We start from the raw sequence: 22540 nt of genomic DNA, 5'->3' as shown, positions 1-22540 counted from the left end.
AGGTGGTAGGCGGCGCACACCGCCTTGTGGCGAGGGAGCTTGCTCCCGCTCGAGTGCGTAGCACTCGCCGATGTGGGGCCGCTGCGCGACCCAGCGGGAGCAAGCTCCCTCGCCACAAAAGGCCGGTGCCAATCGTTATTGCTTTGGATACCCGGCCCGCTTCATCTCCCGCTCGGTACTTGATTGCGCCGAAGCCAATGCCTGTTCCACCGTGATCTGTCCGGTGAGGGCGGCGGTAAACAGCTTGCCGACGGAGGTGCCGATGGCTTGGAACTCTGGAATCGTCACATACTGGATGCCCACGTACGGCACCGGTTCGTCGCCAATGGCAAGCCGATTACAGCAGCGCCCGTGGAGGCCGACAAACGCAGGGAGGATCGTGCGTTGATACTTTTTTAACGCCCTTGAGTGCGACAGGTGCGGGTTAAAAAAGTATCAGTGACCGGTCAGGCCGAGGCTGGCGAAGCGCTGCGCACTCGGCGTAAGGTGCCCGCTATAACGATAAAAGAGGCGCGACATGCCTGATCCCCGAACGCCGCTGTTCGAGCAGCGACCAGCCGAACTGGAAGTCATCCTGCCTGAGCCCGAACACAGTTTTCGCTGGTACGAGCATGATTACCCGTACCCGATGGCGCGCTGGAACCATCACCCTGAATTTGAAATCCACCTGATCCGCCAGGGCAGCGGCAAGCTGTTGGCGGGCGACTACATCGGTCCGTTTGGCCCAGGCCACGTGGCGATGATTGGCCCGGACTTGCCCCACGATTGGATGGGCGACCTGGCGTCGGGCGAGCACCTGCCCGGGCGCGACGTGGTCTTGCAGTTCGACGGTGCCACGCTGCTGACCTTGCGCCGAACCCTGCCCGAACTGGGCGATCTGCAGGGCCTGTTCGAGCGTGCCCGCCGCGGCCTGGCCTTCGGCGGCAACACCGCGCGGCAGGCCGCGCACCTGCTGGAGGCCATCGGCCCGGCCCAGGGACTGGCGCGGTTGGCGCTGTTCCTGGAACTGCTTGACACCCTCAACCAAGCCCCCGGCGACGAAGCCTTGAGCCTGGCGAGCCCTTGCTATGCGCCGACCCTCGATGCGCGCAGCTCCGAGCGCATCCATAAAGCCTTCGAATACTTGCAAGCCGAACTCACCGGCGACCTGCGCCTGTCGGTGATCGCCCGCCAATTGGACATGAGCGAGCCAGGCTTCTCGAGGTTCTTCAAGCGCATCACCGGGCACGGTTTCATTGACTTGATGCGCAAGCTGCGGGTCCAGCGTGCCTGTCGCTTGTTGTTGCAGAGTGAAATGCCCGTGACCGATATCTGTTTTGAAGTGGGCTACAACAACTTGTCCAACTTCAACCGGCATTTTCGGATAGAAATGAACCAGACCCCCAGCGAGTACCGGCGGGGCGCTTTTGCCCCTGCTTGACGGAGCCTGCCATGTTGGCCGTCGTTGAACAGCCAGTGTGGGAGCCGAGCTCGCTCCCACAGGTAATGTTGTTCACTCAAGGCCGGCGATATACCCGTGGCGAGGGAGCTTGCTCCCGCTGGGGCGCGAAGCGGCCCCAAGACCTGCCTTCGCAACATCTCCCAGGTTCGGTGTTCAGTCCGGTACACCTTTTTGATGCTTCTTCAACCGATACGCGAACTGTGCCCGGCTCAGCCCCAATGAGCGTGCGGCCGCTGCCAGGTTGCCGCTGCTCAGTTGCAGGGCTTCGTTGATCAGCCGTGACTCCAGCCCGTCAATGGAGAAGTCCGAGTCCAGTTGGCTGAGGGACTGGAGCAACGCCGGTTTTTCTGCGGGGTCGTTGGCGGCCATGCCCATTGGCGAGAGACCGCCGTGCAGGTCCACGGAATACGCGTCCACCGGCAGTTGCTCATTGCGAAACAGATGGACCAGGTCAATCGCCTGGCCTTCTTCGCTGGCGATCAGGCCGCGCTCAATGAGGTTCTGCAATTCGCGCACGTTGCCCGGGAAGTCATAGCGCAGCAGGACCTTCAAGGCGCGCATGGTCAGGCCCATCGGGGTGCGGCCGTATTCCTGGCAAAAGCGCTTGAGGAAGGCATTGATCAGCAGCGGTATGTCATCGCGACGCTCGCGCAAGGGCGGCAAGGCGATGGGGTAGACGTTGAGCCGATAGAACAGGTCTTCACGGAACGCGCCGTCCGCCACGGCCTTGCGCAGGTCGATGTTGGTGGCCGCCACGACCCGTACATCGACCTTGATGCCGTGGCCACCACCGATCCGTTCGATTTCCCGCTCCTGCAAGGCGCGCAGCAACTTGCTTTGCCCGGCCAGGCTCAGGCAGGTGATCTCATCCAGGAACAACGTGCCGCCATGGGCTCGCTCGAAACGACCGGGACGTGAATGGGTGGCCCCGGTATAGGCACCGCGTTCGACGCCAAACAGTTCGGCTTCGATCAGGTTGTCGGGGATGGCCGCGCAGTTGAGGGCGATGAACGGACCATCGCGTCGGCGACTCAGTTGGTGCAGCTGGCGGGCGAACATCTCCTTGCCGACGCCGGATTCGCCGCTGACCAGCACGGTGGCGGGGGTCAAGGCCACCCGCTGCAAGGCTTGGGTCGCGGCGTTGAAGGCGGCGCTGGCACCGATCAGCGGCTGTTCGCTGTCCGGCAGCGGGGCGGTGCCGGCAAGGCTGTCGGACTGGCTGTCGGTGCGCGCGACGACCGTTGGCGGTGAGGCGTTGAGGTAATTGAGGTCCTGCTCGACATCGCCCCATTGCTCGGCGGTCTTGCCGACGACTCGGCAGCGTTCGTGTCCCATGCCTCGGCATTCCACTTCGCGGAAGATCACCAGTTGCCCGAACAACCCGCTGACGAAACCGATGGCATAGCCCAGTTCGGTCCAGCACACCGGATCCTGCCCGGTGCCATAGGCGGCGACATGCTCGTCGGCCTCACAGGAGTGGTGCCAGAGAAATTCCCCTTCATAGAACCCGGAGTCGGCATCGAACTTGAAATGCAGCGGCTCGACCTTGGTCATGCCTTCAAGGGTGTGCAGATGCGTGCCGGCACGAAATACCGCCGCGGCATCGGCGTGGGGCCAGCGTTCGCGAATCAGCCGGGCGTCCCGGGCGCCGGAGGAATAGCCGGTGCGGGTGAGCATCCCCCGGGCTTGTTCCAGCCCCTGGCGTTCAATGATTTCCCGGCGCAACGCACCGAAGGATGAACTGTGCAGCAGCAACATGCGTTGGTCGTTGAGCCAGATACGGCCATCGTCGGGGGAGAAAAACAGACATGCGGTGAGTTCTGCCGTCGTGGGCGAGCTGTTGTCGGTCAGCTCGTTGCTGTCACCCCGTGGACGGAAGTGCTCGGTGGCGATCCGGTGATCCGGCAATTGGCAGTGGGGATTATTCATTGTTATGCCCCTGATGGCGGGTGATCGAAATGATCATCTGGCGAGATAGTTATTAAGCATAACTTTATCAAATGAACAAGTGGCAGCTGGCCAACGGCCACGTCGGTAGATGCGTCATCAGCCTTGCATTTGATGCAGAGCATTGATCCAGAGCCCTGCGCCAGGTTTATCAACGTCCGCGGGCGAAACCGGCACAGCGCTTGCTCAAGCACTTGCACGGCGTTTGCGTCGATACCTTCCAGGTGCGGCAAACGATGACAACAACAAAGAGCCGGGAGTGTTAAATGTCTGCATCCAAAAGCCACCTGTTGTCCCAGGTGATCGAGTCGGAATGTGTCTTCAACGGTGACTGGGTGCCTGCGTCGGGGCCGCTGCAATCGATCATTGAACCGGCCACCGGTGAGCGCTTGATGCGCTGTGCCACGGCCGACTCCGCCGACATTGCCAAGGCCAGCCGCGACGCAGCCCTGGCGCAGCCGGGGTGGGCGGCGCTGGGCCCGCGGCAACGCGCGGCGATCTTCCGCAAGGCCGCCGAGGTGGCCGAGCATTCCTTCAACGAACTGGCACTGTACGTGGCTCGGGAGACCGGCGCTGCGCTGTTCAAGGGTCAACACGAAGTGCGCGAAGCCATCGTGCTGTTGCATCAGGCCGCCGGCCTGCTATCCCAGGCCCATGGGGTGGTCCTGCCCAGCGAGGCGGGGCGCCTGTCTTATGCGCGGCGGCAGCCCCATGGCGTGGTCGGCGTGATTTCGCCCTTCAACTTTCCCCTGGTGCTGTCCATGCGCTCCGTTGCGCCAGCCCTGGCGGCGGGCAATGCGGTGGTGCTCAAGCCGGATCCGCAGACCCCGGTGAGCGGCGGTTTTCTCATCGCTCGTTTGTTCGAGGTGGCAGGGCTGCCCAAGGGCCTGTTGCAAGTGTTGCCCGGCGCGGCGGATGCCGGTGAGGCACTGTGCCGTGACCCTAACGTGCGCATGATCGCCTTTACCGGTTCCACGGGTGCCGGTCGCAAAGTCGCTGAAGTCGCCGGGCGCAACCTGAAGAAGGTCGCGCTGGAGTTGGGTGGCAAGAACCCGCTGATCATTCTTGAAGACGCCGACCTCGACCTCGCCGCCCGCAATGCGGCCTGGGGCGCCTGGCTGCATCAAGGGCAGATTTGCATGGCCACCGGGTTGATCCTTGCCCATGAATCCATAGCCGAAGAACTGACCCGCAAACTGGTGGAAAAGGCCCGGGCCTTGACGGTAGGCAACGCCGCCCAGGGCGAAGCCGCGTTGGGGCCGCTGATCAATCAGCGGCAACTGAAACGGGTGCACGACATCGTCAGCGACTCCGTGCGCGCCGGCGCCCGGCTGGAGGCAGGCGGCGAGCACGATCGACTGTTCTACCAGGCCACCGTGCTCAGCGGCGTGAAACCGGGCATGCGTGCCTTCGATGAGGAAATCTTCGGCCCCGTGGCAACGGTGGTCAGCTTCGCCACCGATGATGAAGCCGTCGAGTTGGCCAACCGCACCGAGTACGGTTTGGCGGCGGCGATCATTTCGTCGTCGGTGGGCCGGGCCATGGCCATCGGTGAGCGGTTGCAGTGCGGCATGTTGCACATCAATGACCAGACCGTCGCCGATGAGTGCATCAACCCGTTCGGCGGGCGCGGCGCCTCGGGCAATGGCGGCAGCGTCGGCGGCCCGGCGGACTGGGACGAATACACCCAATGGCAGTGGGTGACGGTCAAGGACAAGGCGCCGGTCTACCCCTTCTGACAGGCAGGTTTACAGGGCCCGATGAGCTGAGGGCCCTGCGAGTACACAAAAATAATAAGAGGACTCAACATGAAACTCGACAACAAGATTGTGCTGGTCACCGGTGTCTCGTCAGGCATTGGTGCTGCCACGGCAAGCCTGCTGCGCACTCATGGCGCCCACGTGATTGGCGTCGACCTCAAGGCGCCGCACATGACCCTGGACGGTTTTGTGCAAGGTGATTTGAGTAGCGCCGAAAACATCGAACGGTTGCTGCCGCAGCTACCCGCACGGCTCGACAGCCTGTGCAACATCGCCGGGGTGCCGGGCACCGCAAACCCGCAACTGCTGGCGCGGGTCAACTACCTTGGGTTGCGCCACTTGAGCCGTGCGCTGCTGCCGCGCATCAACGCGGGCGGCAGCATCGTCAATATCGCCTCGATCCTCGGCGCCGAATGGCCGTTGCGCTTGGAAGAGCACAAGGCGCTGGCGCGCATCGAGGATTTTGCCGCCGCGCAAGCCTGGCTGGCCGACCACCGGGTGCCGGACCAGACCTGCTACCAGTACTTCAAGGAAGCCTTGATCGTCTGGACCTATCTGCAGGCCCAACCCTGGTTTCTTGAGCATTCGGTGCGCATGAACAGTGTTGCGCCAGGCCCGGTGTTCACGCCGATCCTCGACGACTTCGTGAGCATGCTCGGCGAGGCCCGGACCCAGGCCGATGCCCATCGCATGAAACGTCCTGCTTACGCCGATGAGGTGGCGGCGGTGATCGCTTTCCTGTGTGCCGACGAGTCGCGCTGGATCAACGGCGTCAACCTGCCGGTCGATGGTGGATTGGCCTCCACCTACATCTGAATGCGCATCCGTAGAACGGTGCAAGCCGCTACCCGAGCGTGTTGGCTGCAAAGCCATGCCCAAAAATAACAATAATGAGAAGCGTCCATGGATAACCTCAAAGATTGCTTTGGTTTCAAGCATTGCGCCCTGTTCCTGGCGTTATGCAGCACCGGTGTGATGGTCGAAAGGGTCCAGGCCATGCAAATGGACCTGGGTGACTCCGACTGGAAACTGCGCTGGGACAACACCATCAAGTACAGCCAGGCCTGGCGCCTGCGGGGGCAGGACAGCCGCCTGACCAACGCCTCGACCGCCAACGGTCTGTACCCTTCGATCCAGAGCCAGGGCGATAAGAATTTCAGTCGCGGCCTGGTCTCCAATCGCCTGGACCTGTTTTCCGAAATGGACCTGAGCCGGCAAAACTATGGTCTGCGCGTGAGCGGCGCAGCCTGGTACGACGATATCTACAACCAGGACACCGACAGCAGCGAGCAGCCCCACTTCCTCAGCGAAACCCGCAAGCTCCACGGCCGTGACGCGGAAATTCTCGACGCCTTCGTGTTCCTGCGCGGTGACCTTGGCGAAGACTCCCAGGGCGTGGTGCGGGTAGGCCGGCATAGCCTCATCTACGGTGAAAGCCTGTTCTACGGCGGCAACGGCATCGCCAATGCCCAGGGACCGAGCGATGTGGTCAAGTTGCTCAGCGTGCCGGGGACCCAGTTCAAGGAGATCCTGCGGCCGGTCAATCAGATTTCCGGGCAGTTGCAGATCAACCCGCAGTTGTCGGTGGGGGCTTACTATCAGTTCGAGTGGGAGCGCTCCAACGTTCCCGGTGCCGGCAGCTACCTGAGCGATGTCGATGCCATTGGCTACGGTAGTGGTCCGTTGCGCGAAGTGTTTGGCAACGACACCGTCAATGCCGGTGACTTGAAGCCGCGCAATTCGGGGCAGGGCGGTATGCAGATCCGCTACAAGCCTGATGGGACCGAACTGGAGCTGGGTTTCTACGCCGCGCAGTACCACGACAAAGCCCCGAGTGGCCTGTACGCCTACCTCGACGGGCCCGCCTCGGCGGCCACTGGCTTGCCGATCCTGGGTTCCTATCGCCAGGTCTACGCCGAAGACATCAAGACCGCCGGCGTCAGTTTCTCCACTGCCCACGGGCCGTTCAACTTCGCCGGTGAAACCTCCGTGCGCTGGAACGCGCCGCTGGTCAGCAATCTGCAAGTGGTCGCGCCAGGCCTGGACGTCGATGGCGGTAACGATGAGCTGTTTGCCCGAGGCAAGACCGCCCACGCCAACCTGTCGGCGATTTACCTGTTGTCGCCCACCTCGTTCTGGGACGGCGGTTCCGCGCTGGCCGAACTGGCCTGGAACCGTACCTTGAGCGTGACCAAGAACGCGGCGGCCCTGGACTCCAATACCACCCGCGATGCCACGGCGTTGCGGGTACTGCTGGAGCCGGCGTACTTCCAGGTGATCGACGGCATCGACCTGACCGTGCCGATTGGCATGGGCGTGGTACTCGATGGGCGTTCGTCGGCCGTCAGCAAGGCAGGCTTCGGCAACACCCACTCCGGTGACTGGAGCGTCGGGGTCAAGGCAACCTACCTGCAGCGTTGGGACGTTGGCCTGAACTACGTGAACTTCTTCGGCGCACCGAAAGCCGGGCTGCGCGAGGACGGCAATTTCAGTTACGGACAGTCGTTGGCCGACCGCGACTTCGTCTCGCTCTACGTGAAAACCTCATTCTAATAAGGTGGATTCGCCATGCAGAACAACACATTGCTCAACACCTGCCTCCTGACGCTGGCCCTGGCCGGGGTGAGCCTGGCCCAGGCGGCGGTGTCGCCTGAACAGGTGGCACGCTTGAAGTCTGAACTCACGCCCCTCGGCGCCGAGCGCGCCGGTAACGCCGATGGCAGTATCCCGGCCTGGGACGGTGGCTACACCAAGGTCGTGGCCGGCTACAAACCGGGCGATAAGCGTCCCGATCCGTTTGCCGGCGACAAGCCGCTGTACTCGATCAAGGCTTCGAACATGGAGCAGTACGCCGGCCAACTGGCGGAAGGTACCAAGCTTCTGCTGAAGAAATACCCGGACTACCGGCTGGACGTGTACCCCACTCACCGCTCGGCGGCGGCGCCGCAATGGGTGTATGACAACACCGCCAAGAATGCCGGCCGCGCCACGTTGGATGTCGAGACCGAGAAAGTCAGCGGTGCCTTCGGCGGCATTCCGTTCCCGATCCCGGACAACGGCACGCAGGTGTTGTGGAATTACCGCTTGTCCTGGCAGGGGGCCGAGACCATCAGTGCGCCGTTCGATACGTGGCTGATGACCGCTGGCGGCAAGAAAGTCCAGGCCACCCGTGCCCTGTTCAGCTACCAGTTTCCCTACTATTCCGAGAACGGTAGCCCGGAACAATTCGCTGGCAAGTACCAGGTCGGCAAGTTATTGACTGAGCTGCCATCCTCCAAGGCCGGTGAAGGCCTGATGACCCATTGGGACCTGGACCCGGGCAACCGTGCGGCCTGGCAATACCTGGTCGGCCAGCGCCGAGTGCGGCGGGCGCCGAACATCGCCTATGACACGCCGGACTTCGTCACCTCTGGCGTTGGTCTGTTCGACGAAGCGTTCATGCTGTTCGGCCCCACCGATCGCTACGACCTGAAGTTGGCGGGCAAGAAAGAACTGATCGTTCCCTACAACAATAATCGCGCCGGCCTGGTCAAGAGCGACGAGCTGGTCAAGCCGAACTTCCTCAACCCTGACCTGGTGCGTTGGGAGAAGCATCGGGTCTGGGTGGTCGAGGCCACGCTCAAACCCGGCAAGCGTCATGTGGTGCCGCGTCGGACCTATTACATCGATGAGGATTCCTGGCAGATCCTGTTGGTCGATGGCTATGACGCCCAGGGCAAGCTGGGACGGCAGATGTATTCGCTGACGCTGTTGGCCCCGGACATGCCGGTCCTCACCTCACAGGTCATGTGGGGCAGCTACAACCTCGATACCGGCGCCTATTTCCTCAATTCGTCGAGCAATGACCTGGCGGTCCAGTACCAGAAGATCGCCACGCCTTCGGCGTCCTTCTACACCCCGGATGCCATGGCGAACGAAAACATGCGTTGAACCCTGGAGCACCGCGGCGGGTGAGAGGCTCGTCGCGGATGCTGGTGATTTTCGAAGTGGGAAAAGACATGAACGTTGAACAATGCTTTGCGAGTTTTGCCCGGCGCTGGGGAGCCTGTGTCCTGGCGTCGTGCCTGTTGGCCAATAGTGCCATCGCGGCACCGGCCACGACGTTCGCCGCGCTCCAGCAATCGGCCTTACCGACGGCCAAGGCACCGCGTGCGGTGTTGCTTGGCTTGACCCGGGCCGGGGAGCGTCTGGTGGCGGTCGGTGAGCGCGGCATTGTGTTGCTCTCGGACGATTCCGGAACGACCTGGCGCCAGGCCCGCGTGCCGGTCAGTGTCAGCCTGACGGCGGTGCAATTCGTCGATGCCGAGCAGGGTTGGGCGGTCGGTCATCTGGGCGTGGTGTTGCACACTCAGGACGGCGGGGAAACCTGGCAGAAGCAACTCGACGGTCAGCGTGCCATCGCCTTGGCGGTGCAGTTCGCTGAGCGCGATGTCAATCAACCCGACGGTACCAGCCACTTGGCGCAGGCACGGCGCATGCTCGATGACGGACCGGATAAACCGTTTCTCGACCTGTACTTCAGTGACCGACTGCACGGCTACGTCGTGGGCGCCTACAACCAGATCTTCCGTACCGACGACGGCGGACGAAGCTGGCAGCCGTGGATGCGGCATGTGGACAATCCCCAGGGCTTGAACCTGTATGGCATCCGCGCCGTGGTCAACGATCTGTGGTTGGTGGGTGAGCGCGGTTTGCTGTTGCGTTCGACCGACGCCGGGCAGTCATTCCAGGCCTTGAAGTCGCCGTATGAGGGCAGCTTCTTCGGTCTGCTCGGCACCCGCGACGGGGCCTTGGTGGTCTATGGCCTGCGCGGCAACGCCTGGTGGTCCGGGGATCGTGGCAACAGTTGGCGCCGCCTTGATACTGGTATCGAATCGACACTGGCGAGCGCCCTCCAACTGCGCGACGGCGGCCTGTTGTTGGCCAGCCAGAGTGGTGAGCTTTTATTCAGCCATGACCAGGGGCGAAGCTTTGACAAGCGGCAGAGCCGCAGCGGCGGGACGCTCGCTGCCGTGCAACAGGCGGTCGACGGCAGCCTGACCAGTGTCGGCTTGACCGGCGTGGCCGCTGACCAGGATCCGCGGGCCGCAGGTCAACCTTGAAACTTCACGGTGTAGCGCTATCGGGCCACGGCTCGTGCAACAGGAGTCAAACTTGAAAGACGATAAAACTCAAACCGTGATCGGCCGCCAGGAAGACTTTGACCGGGCGTCTGGCAACTTCGCCGAGCGAGCGATCTTCAACCATCGACCGCTGGTGATCCTGGTGTGCCTGCTGGTGACGTTGGTGCTCGGTTGGCAAGCCACGCGCATCGGCATCAATGCCAGCTACGAGAAGACCATTCCCACGGGGCATCCCTATGTCGCCAATTTCCTGGAGAATCGCAAGGAACTGAGCGGCCTGGGCAACTCGCTGCGCATCGCCGTGGAGGTCAAGCAGGGGAGCATTTTCACCAAGGACTACCTCGACACCCTGGCCAGGCTCAACGACGAGCTCTATCTGCTGCCGGGCGTCGACCGCCCCTACATGAAATCATTATGGACCCCGACCACGCGCTGGACCGCCGTGACCGAAGACGGGCTCGACGGCGGCACGGTGATCCCTGACGACTACGATGGCTCGGCCACCAGCCTCGAGCAGGTGCGAACCAACGTGGCCCGCTCCGGGGAAGTCGGTCAATTGGTCGCCGGCAACTTCAAGTCCAGCGTGATTTTCGTGCCGTTGCTGGAAATCAATCCGCAGACGGGCAAGGCGCTGGACTATGGCGAGTTTTCCCGGCAACTGGAGGCGCTGCGAGACAAGTACCAGACCGATGACCTGCGGATTCATGTCACCGGCTTTACCAAGATCGTCGGCGACCTGATCGAGGGCATGACCCAGGTACTGCTGTTTTTCGTGGTGGCGGTGCTGGTGACGGTCTTGGTGCTGTTTGGCTACACCCGTTGCGCGCGAAGCACCTTGGTGGTGGTGATCTGTTCACTGGCGGCGGTGCTTTGGCAACTGGGGTTGCTGGCGCTGCTCGGTTATGAACTGGACCCATACTCGGCCTTGGTGCCGTTCCTGGTGTTCGCCATTGGCATGAGCCATGGCGCGCAGAAAATGAACGGCATCATGCAGGACATCGGCCGTGGCACCCACCGGGTGGTCGCCGCGCGCTATACCTTCCGCCGACTGTTCGCCGCCGGCATCACCGCTTTGCTCTGCGATGCGGTGGGCTTCGCGGTGTTGCTGCTGATCAACATCCGGGTGATCCAGGACCTGGCAATCACCGCCAGCCTTGGGGTGGCGGTGCTGATTTTCACCAACCTGATCCTGCTGCCGATCCTGCTCAGCTATATCGGCGTCAGCCCGGCGGCGGCGCAGCGCAGCCTGAGTGCGGAAACCACCGAGCAACAGGCGCAGATCAAGCATCCCCTGTGGCGTGTGCTCGATCTGTTCACCCAACGGCGCTGGGCCACGGGCGCCATGTTGACTGGCTTGCTGTTGGCCGCGTCTGGTTTTGCCGTGAGCCTGCACCTGAAAATCGGCGACCTGGACCCCGGCGCTCCAGAGTTGCGTGCCGACTCGCGCTACAACCGCGATGCGTTGTTCATGACCCAGAACTATGCGGCCAGCTCGGATATTTTCGTGGTCATGATCAAGACTCCCGAGGATCAATGCACCCGTTACGCCAGCCTGTCCGCGGTAGATGCGCTGGCCTGGCAACTGGAGCAATTGCCCGGCGTGGAATCGACCACCTCGATGGCCGCGCTGAGCAAGATCGCCACGGTCGGTTACAACGAAGGCAACTTCAAATGGTATGAACTGATCCCCAATGACGGCGCACTGGGGGCCGTGCAAACCCGTGCCCCGCGAGAACTGTTCAATCAGGGCTGCTCGATGCTGTCGCTGTACGTTTACCTGGCCGATCACAAGGCTGACACCTTGAACCGGGTGGTGGAGGCCAGTGAGCAGTTCATCGCCGGGCACCAGATGCCGGAGGTCAAGTTCATGCTCGCGGCCGGCAGTGCGGGGATCGAAGCGGCGACCAATATCGTGGTGAAGAAGTCCATGCGCGAGATGCTGTTCTGGGTCTACGGCGCGGTCAGCCTGCTATGTCTGGTGACCTTCCGCAGCTGGCGCGCAACCCTGTGCGCGATGCTGCCGCTGATGCTCACCTCGATCCTGTGCGAGGCGCTGATGGTGGGGCTGGGCATGGGGGTGAAAGTCGCGACACTGCCGGTCATTGCACTGGGCGTGGGCATCGGGGTCGATTATGCGCTCTATGTGTTGAGCGTGATCCTGGCGCGAATGCGGGCCGGTGACACCTTGGCCCAGGCGTATTACCAAGCGCTTCTGTTCACCGGCAAAGTGGTGTTGTTGACGGGCATGACTTTGGCTGTGGCGGTGTCGACCTGGGCGTTCTCGCCGATCAAGTTTCAAGCTGATATGGGGATTTTGCTGGCCTTCATGTTCTTGGTGAACATGCTGGGAGCCTTGATCTTGCTGCCGGCGTTGGCTTGGTTGCTGTTGCCGCAGAGGGTGTTTTTAAAAAAGCCTGAGTTGAGTCGGCAGGGGCGGTGGGTTAGAGGGTGATGGGGGATATGGCGCTGCGCAATACCTGCGTTAAGCCAGCGTGGTTAATGGGGCGCCGAGATCAACGTCCACCGCGAGGTGGCCTGATAGCCGAGCTGGTTCTTTGGTGATCGCGTTTCCTCTGTGGGAACGAGCTTGCTCGCGATGACGGTGGTCCAGTCACATGCATGTCGGGCTTGCCGGCCTCATCGCGAGCAAGCTCGCTCCCACAGGGTTTTGTATCGAATCTAGGTGTTGTGAACACATCACCATCCCCAGAACTGCAGCCACCAGCCATAACCCACCAGGCTGCTGGCCAAGACCAGGCAGGCCATGGCTGGCCATCGTCGGATCGGTGGAGTCTGCGCCTGCTGCAGGCGTTTGCAGCCCAGCCATAAACTCCAGGCTATCGCCGCTATCAGCAATACGGCCCGAGCCGGTTGTACCCATTCCAGCAGTAGGCCTTCATAGCGCAGCAGCTTGACCGTGGTGGCCGACAAGCCGAGGAACAACCCTGCACCGCCAAGGGGCGTCAGGGTGATGGCTAAGGGCGGATATTGTGTGCTGTCACCCGAGAGGCGTGCCGCCAGGCGCATCAGCAGCATCAGCGAAGTGCCTATCAGTAGCGCACTCATGCCCAGGTACGCGACGATGCAAAAACCATCGAGCCAACTGAAACTGTCATTGAGTTGCGGATAGTGCGTCAACAGCCACCAGGGCGCGTTGTCCTGGAGTGCCCAGAGCCAATCATGACTGACCAGCCATTGGGCCAGGCTTTGCTTGAGGTTGATGAACCATGGGCTGACAGTCCACTGGAAGGCGCCCATGGCCAGGCCGATGACACCGAACAACAGCAAGCGAACATCCCAGGGCGAGAGGGTGTTAGCCGTCGAGTGCAGGATTTCCTCGCTGCTGGAGCGGGCAATCAGGCGCACCGCATCGCGCTGGCCGCTGCAGCGACCACAGGCGTGGCAATCGGCGGCGCCACGCATGCGGCGGATGTCCAGCAAGGGCGCGCAGTTGGGAGGAGGGCGACGCGGTGCTGGGTTTTCCAGCCAGCGTTGTTCGTCCACCTGAAAGTGCACCGGCGCCAAGCGAGTCAGCAGGGAAAAGACGCCGCTGACCGGGCACAGGTAGCGGCACCACACCCGCTTGCCCCGGGCGAACAACAGGCCGACGATCACCGCAGCGACGGTCGAGCCGCCCAGGATCAGCAACGCCGCCTGGGCGTAGTCGTAGACGCTGATCAGTTGACCGTAGAGGGTCGTCAGGCAGAACGCCAAGGTCGGCCAGCCAGCCCAGCGCAAGCCGCGCGGCACCCCTAAGCCCTTGCCGTACTGGCTGGCCCATTCGCTCAAGGCGCCTTCCGGGCACAGCACGCCACACCAGAGCCGCCCGAACAACACGATCGACAGCAACACGAACGGCCACCACAGGCCCCAGAACAGAAACTGCGCCAGCAGCGTGAGATTGTCGAACAGGCGTGCCTGCCCGCTGGGCAATGGCAGCAGGGCCGGCACCACCAGCAGCACCGCGTAGAACAGCACCACCGCCCATTGCACGGCACGAATGGTTGCACCGTGGCGCCGCATGCCGTCGCCCAGGCGTTGGAGCCAGGGGTTCAGGTCGGGCATGGCAGGTTTTCCGCCTTGCGTGGCCGCAGCCAGCCCGCGACGACGCCCCAATAGCCCAGCCACACCAGCAGCGTCATCGCACTCGGGCTGGCCCGATACCCGGTGAAGTCCGCCAGGAACCCGCCGAAACCATGGCCGTCATCGAGTATCGCGCTGCTGTCCCAAAGCGCGTCGCCAATGGCGCGATACACCGCCTCGGGCCAATCCATCGCGAGCAGTTGCCCGCCGACGCGCTCGATACCGCTGACCAGCAACGCCGCCCCCAACAGCAGCAGGATCGCTTCGCTGATGGCAAAGAAACGCGGCCATGAAATGAACCGGCGGCTGCTGTGCAGCAAGGAGACGGTCAGCAGCGACAGCACCAGCCCGGCCAGCGCGCCCACAGCGAACAAGCCCAGTTGCGGCCCTTGCAGGCGCCCACCGGCACCATACAAGAACACCACGGTTTCACTGCCTTCGCGACTGACCGCCAGCAGGGCCAGCACCAACAGGCCCAGGCCGCCCTGGCGGCTCAGGCGCTGGTCGGCGTGGCGCGCCAGGTCATGCTTGAGCGTCCTTGCGTTTCGATGCATCCAGCCGACCATCTGCACGATCAGCAGGCTGGCGACCAGTGCCAGCGACGCTTGGAACCATTCATTGGCCGTCCCGCTCATGGCCTCGCCGGCCAGCAGGATCAGGCCGGCCAGCACGCCCGAAAGCAACAGGCCCAGCGCCGCGCCGGTCCATACATAGCGCAACAGCTGGCTGGCCTGGTGTTGCCGGCTGACCCAGGCCTGGAGAATCCCGATCACCAACAACGCCTCGACGCTTTCGCGCCATACAATGAACATCGATTGAGTCATGCAAATGCCTCCTGCAGACCAACTACTGAGCGAGAATCCCGCCCTCGGGCAGTTGCGGATTGAATTCGTCGAAAAACGGATAGTGCCCCGGGCGCAGTGGGTGGATGACCACGAAGGTCGTGACACCGGGCGAGAGCACTTTCTCGACGCGCAAAGGCGTGCTTTCGAACTCCGCCGGGCCTTGGCCGATGTTCTTGAGCACGATCTTGAAGCGTTGCCCAGCCGGTACTTCCAGTTGCGACGGCGTGAAATGCCCGTCGCGTATGCTCAGCTCGTAGGTCGGCAGTTCGGCATGGGCGATCGAGGGCAGCAGCAAACCGGCCAGCGTCAACCAGGCCAGGCGTCGATGAGGCGCGACGTGCCGTGGGCAGGATGAGTGGCGCATGCTCAGTACCCGCCTTTTTTACCGATCCCGGCGTAGACGAATTCGTAATGCAGTTCGCAACGTTCGAACCATGGCGCCACGCCGGTTTCCTTGTCGGTATGACGGCCGAGGGAGCCATGGCCGCCAGGTGGCAGGAGGGTGAACGTCAGTTGATATTTGCCAGGGCCGAGCAGCTTGACGTTGTCGCCATAGTGCGGCCCGTCGTTGGCGACCATGGCGTGGAAGTCACCCTTGAGTTCGGTGTCGTTGCCTTGTTTCTTCAGTTGGAACGACACATTGAGGTAGGGCACGAAACTGCCTTCCTGGAAGCCCTGCTTATTGTCCGCCGTGGCGCGGATGTCGGCCTCCAGGTGCACGTCGGAATCGGCAGTGGCGCGCATCATCCCGGCCGGGGCCATTTCAATCGGCTGCAAATACACCGCACCGACCTCCAGTCCCGGGCACAGTTGCGGTTCGCCGATGGGGTATTCCTTGGCCTGGGCCAGCGGTGCGAGAAACAGCAGGGCCAGAGGCAGAGTTGCAAGTGTGCGCATGATGACTTCCTGGTTGGCTAAATGATGGCGCCGAGTCTAGGAAGCTTTGCTGCGAATAATAATGATTCTTGTCAATTTTTAGCGCGAATTTTCCTACAACGAGTGGCGACTCGTTCTTGCGCGGTTGTTCTTGATCGCGATCAAGGGGCACGGCGCCCCGACGCGGTAGGGTGCGGGTACACCCATCCGTTATACGGGGTCGTCATGGCAAAGCCCTTTCCCATCAGTCCCAAACATCCCGAGCGCATTTGCTGGGGGTGTGATCGCTACTGTCCGACCAGTGCGCTGGCCTGCGGCAACGGTGCCGATCGAACGATGCATCCGGCTGAGATGATTGGGGAGGATTGGTATCTGCACGGGGATTGGGGGTTGGAGCTGGTCGATATCACCGCCAAGGTCATCGATCCAAGCGCCACTCACCCGAAGGAATGAAATAACCTGTAGTGAGGGGCCCCCTGTGGCGAGGGAGCTTGCTCCCGCTCGGCTGCGAAGCAGTCGTAAACCGGCGGGTGGGGTGTGTCTGATGCTGCGCATTTGGCAGGTTTAGGGGCCGCTTCGCAGCCCAGCGGGAGCAAGCTCCCTCGCCACAATGGATCATACGCACCTTAGAGCTTCGGCAACTGCCCGATCCGCCCCATCATCTCGGTCACGATCTGCAAGTCCAACAGGAACTGCTCGACCGTCTTGAACTCGTTGTCGTTGTGACCGGTGTACTTGACGTCGGGCATGGCCAGGCCGAATTGCACGCCATTGGGCAAGTCATGAACCGAAGTGGCGCCGGCAGAGGTGCCGTATTTGTGTTCCATGCCCAGGTTTTCACTTGCCACGGCCAGCAGTGCCTTGACCCATTCCCCCTCGGGGTTGCGATACATCGGCTCGTCAATGGAATAGTCGAAGGCCACCGCGACGTGGGACTTCTTGCTCCAGGCGGCCAGTTTGTCGGCGATTTCAGTCTTGAGGGCTGCTGTGGTCTTGCCCACTGGCACTCGCAGGTTGACCGCCACCTTGAAGGTCTTCTCGTCCATGCCGACGTAGGTCAGGGACGCGGTCAGCGGGCCCATGAAAGCATTGGAAAAACCAATTCCCAGTTTGCTGCCCAGATAGTCCAGGCCCCAGTTGTCGGCGGCATAGCGGGCGGCGTCGGTGATGTGGTTGCGTTTGAGCGCGACCTTGCCGTCCAGGCCATGGATGAAGTCCAGCATCCTTGCCACCGGGTTGACGCCTGACTCGGGTTCGGAGGAGTGGGCGGACACGCCAGTGAAGGTCAGTTGGACATCCTTGCCGACAACCTGGCTGGCCACCTCGAAGTGACCGCCATTGCGCTTGGCATAGTCGGTACCGGCCTTGAGCAGGCTGGTAGCCAGTTCGGCGGGCTTGTCGCTGGCGAAGGTGGCAACGGACGTCGACGGAATCTGATTGGTCGCCAGGCCGCCCGTCAGCGCGGTAATTTCTGCCCCCTTGCCCTGTGCAGCGCGTCGGGTAAAGTTCGCCATGATGGTGCCATAGCCTTTCTCGGCGATCACTACGGGGTAGCCGCCATCCAGCGCCAGGTTGTAGTTGGGCGTCGGGTTGCGTTCGAAGTAATAGGGGATGGCGCCGCCAGTGGTTTCCTCGGTGGTGTCGACCAGCAGCTTGAAGTTGCGCGCCAGCGGCAGTTTCTCTTCCTTGATGATTTTCATGGCATAGAGCGCGACCACGATGCCGTTCTTGTCGTCCTCGGTACCGCGGCCGTACATGCGGTCGCCCACCAGGGTGACCTTGAACGGGTCGAGGCGGGTGCCATCTTTCAACACCCAGTTTTCCGGCGTTACCGGCACCACGTCGGCATGGGCGTGAATGCCGACGACTTCGTCACCGCCGCCTTCGAGGGAAATCTCATAGACGCGGTTGTCGACATTGCGGAAGTTGAGGTTGAACGCTTCGGCCAGGCTTTTGATCTTGTCGGCGATCTTGAGAAATTCCGGGTTCTCGTGCTGGGCGACGCCGTCCTTGCGAAAAGTCGGGATGGCGACCAGTTCCTTCAGCGTCTCGGTGGCCGCTTGGCCGTATTTCACTCGGGCATAGAGACCTAACAGGCGATGGATTTCATTCTGCTGTTCAACTGAAAGGGTTTTGTTGCCTTGGAACGCGCTGATGGCCGGGCCGAGGTTCGCGGCTTTGCCCGGGTCGCTCTTGGCCACGTCGGCCAGGAACTGCCTGAAATCGGTGGCTGAGGTGTTGGAGAAGGTTTTGACGATGGCTGCGCCCTGTTGGGCGGTGATGTTGGCGAGTGCTGGTGTGGTGATCGAGGCGAGGCTGGACAGCAGCAGGGTGGTCACTGCCAGATGTTTGAGCGAGAAGTCCATTGCTGGGCATTCCTTTGCAGGCGGTAGGAGACAAGTGTCTGATTTGATGACACAAACGCTTGCAACCTAACACCACGAGGAAAGGGTGGGGGAGACCTGCAGGAAAATCTGTCGCACAGCGAAGCAAAAACGGCGCAGAAATGAAAAAATGGCGCAGAGCCATCAAACAGCCGAGAACCCATGTGGCAGCGAGCCTGCTCGCGAAGGCGGCGATACATTCAGCCTCAATGCAATCAGGCCCACCGCTATCGCGAGCAAGCTCGCTGCCATAGGTGCGCATTGCTTAATGCGGTGCGCGGGGGATCGTCTTGAGCAGGTCTTCGGGGCTGATGTGGCCGACCACGGGCTGCGCCGTGCTGCCAGGCAATGGCAGGTCGAGAATGTGTCCCTTGATCTTGCCGACCACATGCATTTCGCAGGGTTTGCAATCGAACTTCAGCGTCAGCACTTCATCACCGTGTATCAGCTGCATCGGCGCCACCTTGGTGCGCACACCAGTGACGCCCTTGGCCTGCTTGGGGCAGAGGTTGAACGAGAAGCGCAGGCAGTGCTTGGTGATCATCACTGGTACGTCTCCCGTTTCCTCGTGGGCCTCGAACGCCGCGTCGATCAGCTTGACGCCGTGACGATGATAGAAGTCCCGGGCCTTCTGGTTGTAGACGTTGGCCAGGAACGACAGGTGCGATTCCGGGTACACCGGCGGCGGGTTGGTCTCGGCCTTGCGGCCACCGCGTGGGTGGGCTTTGATGCGGGCGCTGGTCAGGGCCTCGATGGCTTCGCGGCGCAAGGCCTTGAGCTGCGAGTTGGGGACGAAGAACGCCTGGGGCGCATCCAGCTCGATCGCGGTGGCATGGTATTCGGTGGTGCCCAGTTGGCCGAGCAGGTCGTGCAATTGCTCCAGGGCCTGTTCCGGCTTGTTGGCCTGGCCGAACGGTCCGTCCAGGGCGACGCTGGCGCTGATGCCTTCTTCGCTGGTGGCGGTCAGTTCCAGGCGCTCTTCGCGCAGGCGCGCAATCCAGGCCAGGCCGACGCGGCGTTCGGAGGAGGTCTTGAGCAACGCTTGCTGCCAGTTGTGGTCCAGGTTGCGGCTCAACGGGTGGTTTGGGCGCAACTGGTACATGCCGGCCGGCATCTCGTTGGGTTCGACACGGTAGCGGTAACGCTTCTGGCCGTCCTCTTCGAACTCACCCTTGGGCTCGGCGATGTTGGCGCGGAAACCGACGACTTCGCGCTTGACCAGTACATTGAGACCGTCGCCGTTGGACAGCGGATCGAAGGTCACCACGTGCAGGTCACGTTTGCCGACTTTTTCCACCACGCCCACCGGCACGCCCGTAAAGGTCGGCGAATCGAAGGCGCCGATGTCGATCTTGCGTTCGCTGACGAAATAGTCGGTGCTGCCACGGTGGAAGGTCTTGTCCGGGTCGGGGACGAAGAAGTGCGCGGTGCGGCCGCTGGACGCGCGGGCCAGGTCCGGACGGTCTTCGAGGACATCGTCCAGGCGCTGGCGGTAATAGGCGGTGATGTTCTTCACATAACCCATGTCCTTGTAGCGGCCTTCGATCTTGAATGAACGCACGCCGGCTTCGACCAGGGCGCGGATGTTGGCGCTCTGGTTGTTATCTTTCATCGACAGCAGGTGTTTTTCGTAGGCAACCACCCGGCCCTGGTCGTCCTTGAGGGTGTAGGGCAGGCGGCAGGCCTGGGAGCAGTCGCCACGGTTGGCGCTGCGCCCGTTCTGGGCGTGGGAGATGTTGCACTGGCCGGAAAACGCCACGCACAGCGCGCCGTGGATGAAGAACTCGATGGCCGCCTCGGTCTCGTCGGCGATGGCGCGGATTTCCTGCAGGTTCAGCTCACGGGCCAAGACCAGTTGCGAGAAACCAGCCTGGTCGAGGAACTTCGCTCGGGCCAGGGTACGGATGTCGGTCTGGGTGCTGGCGTGCAGCTCGATGGGTGGAATATCCAGCTCCATTACCCCCAGGTCCTGGACGATCAGCGCATCGACGCCGGCATCGTACAACTGGTGGATCAGTTGGCGGGCTGGCTCCAACTCATTGTCGTGCAGGATGGTGTTGATGGTGGTGAACACACGGGCGTGGTAGCGATGGGCGAACTCCACCAGCCGGGCAATATCGCCCACTTCGTTGCAGGCGTTGTGACGTGCGCCGAAACTCGGGCCACCGATGTACACGGCGTCGGCGCCATGCAGGATGGCCTCGCGGGCGATGGTCACGTCGCGGGCGGGGCTGAGCAATTCCAGATGATGTTTGGGCAAGGACATTTGTTTTTAGTCAGGCTGGTCACGGTCGAAGCGAGCATTGTAGCCGCCAGGCGCCTTGCAGGCACCTGTGGACTTGGGTTAGCACGACCTTGACCGATACGCGGCGGTCCTGCTGGGGTCACCCAGGCGTCGAGCCGGCGCTGCACCAGCGGTTGCGCCCGGTGTTCTTGGCCAGGTACAGGAAGGCGTCCGCGGCCCTGATCAGCATAGCCGGGGTGACGTCCTCGCCGCTCGGCTGGCAGGTGGTGACGCCCGCGCTGATGGTCACGATGCCCAAGGGATGGTCGCCATGTTCAATGTTCAAGGCCCTGACCGCTTCGAGGATTTGCTGCACGACCTGGGTGGCGCCGGCGCTGTCGGTGTTTGGCAGCAGCACGGTGAACTCTTCACCGCCGTAGCGGACAGCCAGGTCGCCCGGCCGCTTGATGGTCTGCCTGAGCGCGGCTGCAATCGCCCGCAGGCAATCGTCCCCGGCGGCATGGCCGTATCTGTCGTTGAAACGCTTGAAGTAATCGACGTCGAGCATGATCAGGGCCAGGGACGAACCCTGGCGCCTGGCCAGGCGGATCTCATCGGCCAGGGCGATGTCCAGCCGCCTGCGGTTGCCCAGCCCGGTCAGGCTGTCGGTCAGCGCCATGTCGCGCATGGCCTGGTGGGCGCTGCGAATCTGCTTCTCCATGGCCATGCGGTAGCGCAGTTGGCTCAACACGATGAGCCCGAAGCCCACCAGTATCGCGATCAGGAAAATCAGCACCAAACCGGTCTTGAGCAGGTCGCGGCGCCAGGGCGCGATGATCGATTCGCGGGACAAGCCGGCTTCCACCACCAGTGGGTAAGTGGTCAGCGCCCGGTAGCCGTATAGGCGCTCGGTGTCGTCGACGACGGCCTTGGCTTCGGCAACCCCTTGGTTGGAGGTGGGTAAATGTTCTCTGAAAATCACGCTGTTAACCAGGCTCTTGCCAATCACCGAAGCGACGAAGGGACGTCGGACCAGGATCGTTCCGCTGCGCTTGGCCAGGACCAGCGCGCCTTTGCCATCGATTTTGAAGTCGCCGTAGTAGTCGACGAAATAGCTCACCTTAACTGTTCCCAGCAATACGCCGGCAAACGAGCCATCGGGATTGTTCAGGCGGCGGGAAATGGGAATGATCAGGTCATTGGTGGAACGGCTCTTGACGACGTCACCGATGCGCACGCCTTGATCGTTGTGGGTGCGGTGGTATTGGAAGTAGTCGCGGTCGGCGTTGTTCGCCATTTCCGGGATCGTCTCCTTGTCCGTCGCCAGCCATTGGCCGTCCGGGCCATAGATAAACAACCCGTGCAGTTGCGGCATGATGGCGGCCTGCTGCACCAATAGTTTATGGATGCGTGGGATATCCATGTTCTGCAGGCCATCGCCCTCCACTCGTTCGGCGAGGGCGGCGGTGACCACATCCACTTGTCGAATGGTGTCTTCAGCGTGCTGGGCCGTCGCCCGCGCCAGGTTCGTCACTGAATCCCGGGCAGATGCAAAAGCGGCGCGGTAGTCGCGCCAGGTCCGCCAACCTTCGACGGCCAGGAAGGCCACAACCACCACCAGCATGAAGCTCACGGTGAGCCGCAACGCCGCTCCGGCCTGGGCGCTCTGGGGAGAAAAGACCTCATCAGTGTTTTCAATCTTTGGCTCTGGCCGTTTGCGTCCGAGCATCAACATTTCCTTTTACGACGGGTCTGCACACTATTGATGCGCAGCCTATCTTATTCGATTTCAGCACGTTAGCTTTTGCTACGACGAGGCAGGTACAACCGGCGACACACGATTGGGGAGAGAGGTTT

At 62.2% G+C, this 22540-nt stretch carries 16 protein-coding genes and 1 pseudogene; 8 read left to right on the top strand and 9 right to left on the bottom strand.

All coding sequences use genetic code 11. From position 1 onward, the window contains the following. Nucleotides 1-135: 135 nt before the first annotated feature. Nucleotides 136-318 (bottom strand): annotated as a pseudogene (locus V7773_RS20810) (sugar ABC transporter substrate-binding protein); the annotation flags it as partial. A gap of 199 nt (nucleotides 319-517) precedes the next feature. Between V7773_RS20810 and V7773_RS20805 the strand changes: the two are divergent. After that, complete coding sequence (locus tag V7773_RS20805; RefSeq protein WP_336074871.1) at nucleotides 518-1420, top strand: AraC family transcriptional regulator; 903 nt, start codon at nucleotides 518-520, stop codon at nucleotides 1418-1420. Between the two features lie 174 nt (nucleotides 1421-1594). Here the strand turns inward: V7773_RS20805 and V7773_RS20800 are convergent, their stop codons facing one another. Continuing rightward, entirely contained in the window at nucleotides 1595-3370 is a 1776-nt protein-coding gene (locus V7773_RS20800; RefSeq protein WP_336074869.1) for a sigma 54-interacting transcriptional regulator, read from the bottom strand. Nucleotides 3371-3654: 284 nt separating this feature from the next. Between V7773_RS20800 and V7773_RS20795 the strand changes: the two genes are divergently transcribed. The 6 genes from V7773_RS20795 to V7773_RS20770 all read left to right on the top strand — a co-directional run bounded on the left by V7773_RS20795 (nucleotide 3655) and on the right by V7773_RS20770 (nucleotide 12723). Beyond that, the gene (locus V7773_RS20795; protein WP_063321434.1) at nucleotides 3655-5127 is read left to right on the top strand and encodes a benzaldehyde dehydrogenase; all 1473 of its coding nucleotides are present in this window, start codon (nucleotides 3655-3657) and stop codon (nucleotides 5125-5127) included. Between the two features lie 69 nt (nucleotides 5128-5196). Next, nucleotides 5197-5964 (top strand): coniferyl-alcohol dehydrogenase, encoded by a 768-nt coding sequence (locus V7773_RS20790; RefSeq protein WP_336074868.1) that lies wholly within the window; start codon nucleotides 5197-5199, stop codon nucleotides 5962-5964. 87 nt (nucleotides 5965-6051) lie between these two features. Beyond that, nucleotides 6052-7701, top strand: coding sequence for a DUF1302 domain-containing protein (locus V7773_RS20785; protein ID WP_063321433.1), 1650 nt, complete (start codon nucleotides 6052-6054; stop codon nucleotides 7699-7701). 15 nt (nucleotides 7702-7716) lie between these two features. Beyond that, complete coding sequence (locus V7773_RS20780) at nucleotides 7717-9078, top strand: DUF1329 domain-containing protein (protein ID WP_336074867.1); 1362 nt, start codon at nucleotides 7717-7719, stop codon at nucleotides 9076-9078. A gap of 68 nt (nucleotides 9079-9146) precedes the next feature. After that, the gene (locus V7773_RS20775; RefSeq protein ID WP_336074866.1) at nucleotides 9147-10250 is read left to right on the top strand and encodes a WD40/YVTN/BNR-like repeat-containing protein; all 1104 of its coding nucleotides are present in this window, start codon (nucleotides 9147-9149) and stop codon (nucleotides 10248-10250) included. A 52-nt stretch (nucleotides 10251-10302) separates the two neighbouring features. Continuing rightward, nucleotides 10303-12723 (top strand): efflux RND transporter permease subunit, encoded by a 2421-nt coding sequence (locus V7773_RS20770; RefSeq protein ID WP_336074864.1) that lies wholly within the window; start codon nucleotides 10303-10305, stop codon nucleotides 12721-12723. 245 nt (nucleotides 12724-12968) lie between these two features. On the opposite strand, the gene V7773_RS20765 is transcribed toward V7773_RS20770, so the two are convergent. Genes V7773_RS20765 through V7773_RS20750 form a run of 4 tightly spaced genes read right to left on the bottom strand, consistent with a single transcriptional unit; the run spans nucleotide 12969 to nucleotide 16096 of the window. Continuing rightward, entirely contained in the window at nucleotides 12969-14336 is a 1368-nt protein-coding gene (locus tag V7773_RS20765) for a 4Fe-4S binding protein (RefSeq protein ID WP_336074863.1), read from the bottom strand. Beyond that, entirely contained in the window at nucleotides 14324-15178 is an 855-nt protein-coding gene (locus V7773_RS20760) for an FTR1 family iron permease (RefSeq protein WP_063321429.1), read from the bottom strand. The genes V7773_RS20765 and V7773_RS20760 overlap by 13 nt, the downstream gene beginning before the upstream one ends. A gap of 22 nt (nucleotides 15179-15200) precedes the next feature. Next, nucleotides 15201-15563, bottom strand: coding sequence for a cupredoxin domain-containing protein (locus V7773_RS20755; RefSeq protein WP_063321428.1), 363 nt, complete (start codon nucleotides 15561-15563; stop codon nucleotides 15201-15203). A 2-nt stretch (nucleotides 15564-15565) separates the two neighbouring features. After that, entirely contained in the window at nucleotides 15566-16096 is a 531-nt protein-coding gene (locus V7773_RS20750) for an iron transporter (RefSeq protein ID WP_063321427.1), read from the bottom strand. A 204-nt stretch (nucleotides 16097-16300) separates the two neighbouring features. Here V7773_RS20750 and V7773_RS20745 point away from each other — a divergent pair, with 204 nt between their 5' ends. Beyond that, nucleotides 16301-16528, top strand: coding sequence for a DUF3079 domain-containing protein (locus V7773_RS20745; RefSeq protein ID WP_027911723.1), 228 nt, complete (start codon nucleotides 16301-16303; stop codon nucleotides 16526-16528). Nucleotides 16529-16701: 173 nt separating this feature from the next. Here V7773_RS20745 and V7773_RS20740 read toward each other — a convergent pair whose 3' ends face one another. The 3 genes from V7773_RS20740 to V7773_RS20730 all read right to left on the bottom strand — a co-directional run bounded on the left by V7773_RS20740 (nucleotide 16702) and on the right by V7773_RS20730 (nucleotide 22412). Next, nucleotides 16702-18441: a dipeptidase gene (locus tag V7773_RS20740; protein WP_336074859.1), complete on the bottom strand. Its 1740-nt coding sequence runs from the start codon at nucleotides 18439-18441 to the stop codon at nucleotides 16702-16704. A 283-nt stretch (nucleotides 18442-18724) separates the two neighbouring features. Next, complete coding sequence (locus V7773_RS20735; protein ID WP_336074857.1) at nucleotides 18725-20725, bottom strand: peptidase U32 family protein; 2001 nt, start codon at nucleotides 20723-20725, stop codon at nucleotides 18725-18727. A gap of 118 nt (nucleotides 20726-20843) precedes the next feature. Further along, a complete protein-coding gene (locus V7773_RS20730) occupies nucleotides 20844-22412 on the bottom strand; it encodes a sensor domain-containing diguanylate cyclase (RefSeq protein WP_336074856.1) in 1569 nt (522 codons plus the stop codon). Between the last annotated feature and the right edge of the window lie 128 nt (nucleotides 22413-22540).

The sequence above is a fragment of the Pseudomonas sp. 3JA genome (genome assembly GCF_036961705.1).
GTDB classification, from domain to species: Bacteria; Pseudomonadota; Gammaproteobacteria; order Pseudomonadales; family Pseudomonadaceae; genus Aquipseudomonas; species Aquipseudomonas fluorescens_Q.
The sequence above is the reverse complement of the archived record's forward strand: the minus strand, read 5'-3'. Positions and strand labels throughout refer to the sequence as shown.

Bases quoted from the DNA above. Each gene is read 5' to 3' on its own strand.
- V7773_RS20755 (WP_063321428.1), bottom strand. From the start codon at position 15,563: ATGCGCCACTCATCCTGCCCACGGCACGTCGCGCCTCATCGACGCCTG.
- V7773_RS20800 (WP_336074869.1), bottom strand. From the start codon at position 3,370: ATGAATAATCCCCACTGCCAATTGCCGGATCACCGGATCGCCACCGAG.
- V7773_RS20750 (WP_063321427.1), bottom strand. From the start codon at position 16,096: ATGCGCACACTTGCAACTCTGCCTCTGGCCCTGCTGTTTCTCGCACCG.
- V7773_RS20765 (WP_336074863.1), bottom strand. From the start codon at position 14,336: ATGCCCGACCTGAACCCCTGGCTCCAACGCCTGGGCGACGGCATGCGG.
- V7773_RS20730 (WP_336074856.1), bottom strand. From the start codon at position 22,412: ATGCTCGGACGCAAACGGCCAGAGCCAAAGATTGAAAACACTGATGAG.
- V7773_RS20740 (WP_336074859.1), bottom strand. From the start codon at position 18,441: ATGGACTTCTCGCTCAAACATCTGGCAGTGACCACCCTGCTGCTGTCC.
- V7773_RS20735 (WP_336074857.1), bottom strand. From the start codon at position 20,725: ATGTCCTTGCCCAAACATCATCTGGAATTGCTCAGCCCCGCCCGCGAC.
- V7773_RS20745 (WP_027911723.1), top strand. From the start codon at position 16,301: ATGGCAAAGCCCTTTCCCATCAGTCCCAAACATCCCGAGCGCATTTGC.
- V7773_RS20795 (WP_063321434.1), top strand. From the start codon at position 3,655: ATGTCTGCATCCAAAAGCCACCTGTTGTCCCAGGTGATCGAGTCGGAA.
- V7773_RS20790 (WP_336074868.1), top strand. From the start codon at position 5,197: ATGAAACTCGACAACAAGATTGTGCTGGTCACCGGTGTCTCGTCAGGC.
- V7773_RS20785 (WP_063321433.1), top strand. From the start codon at position 6,052: ATGGATAACCTCAAAGATTGCTTTGGTTTCAAGCATTGCGCCCTGTTC.
- V7773_RS20760 (WP_063321429.1), bottom strand. From the start codon at position 15,178: ATGACTCAATCGATGTTCATTGTATGGCGCGAAAGCGTCGAGGCGTTG.
- V7773_RS20780 (WP_336074867.1), top strand. From the start codon at position 7,717: ATGCAGAACAACACATTGCTCAACACCTGCCTCCTGACGCTGGCCCTG.
- V7773_RS20775 (WP_336074866.1), top strand. From the start codon at position 9,147: ATGAACGTTGAACAATGCTTTGCGAGTTTTGCCCGGCGCTGGGGAGCC.
- V7773_RS20805 (WP_336074871.1), top strand. From the start codon at position 518: ATGCCTGATCCCCGAACGCCGCTGTTCGAGCAGCGACCAGCCGAACTG.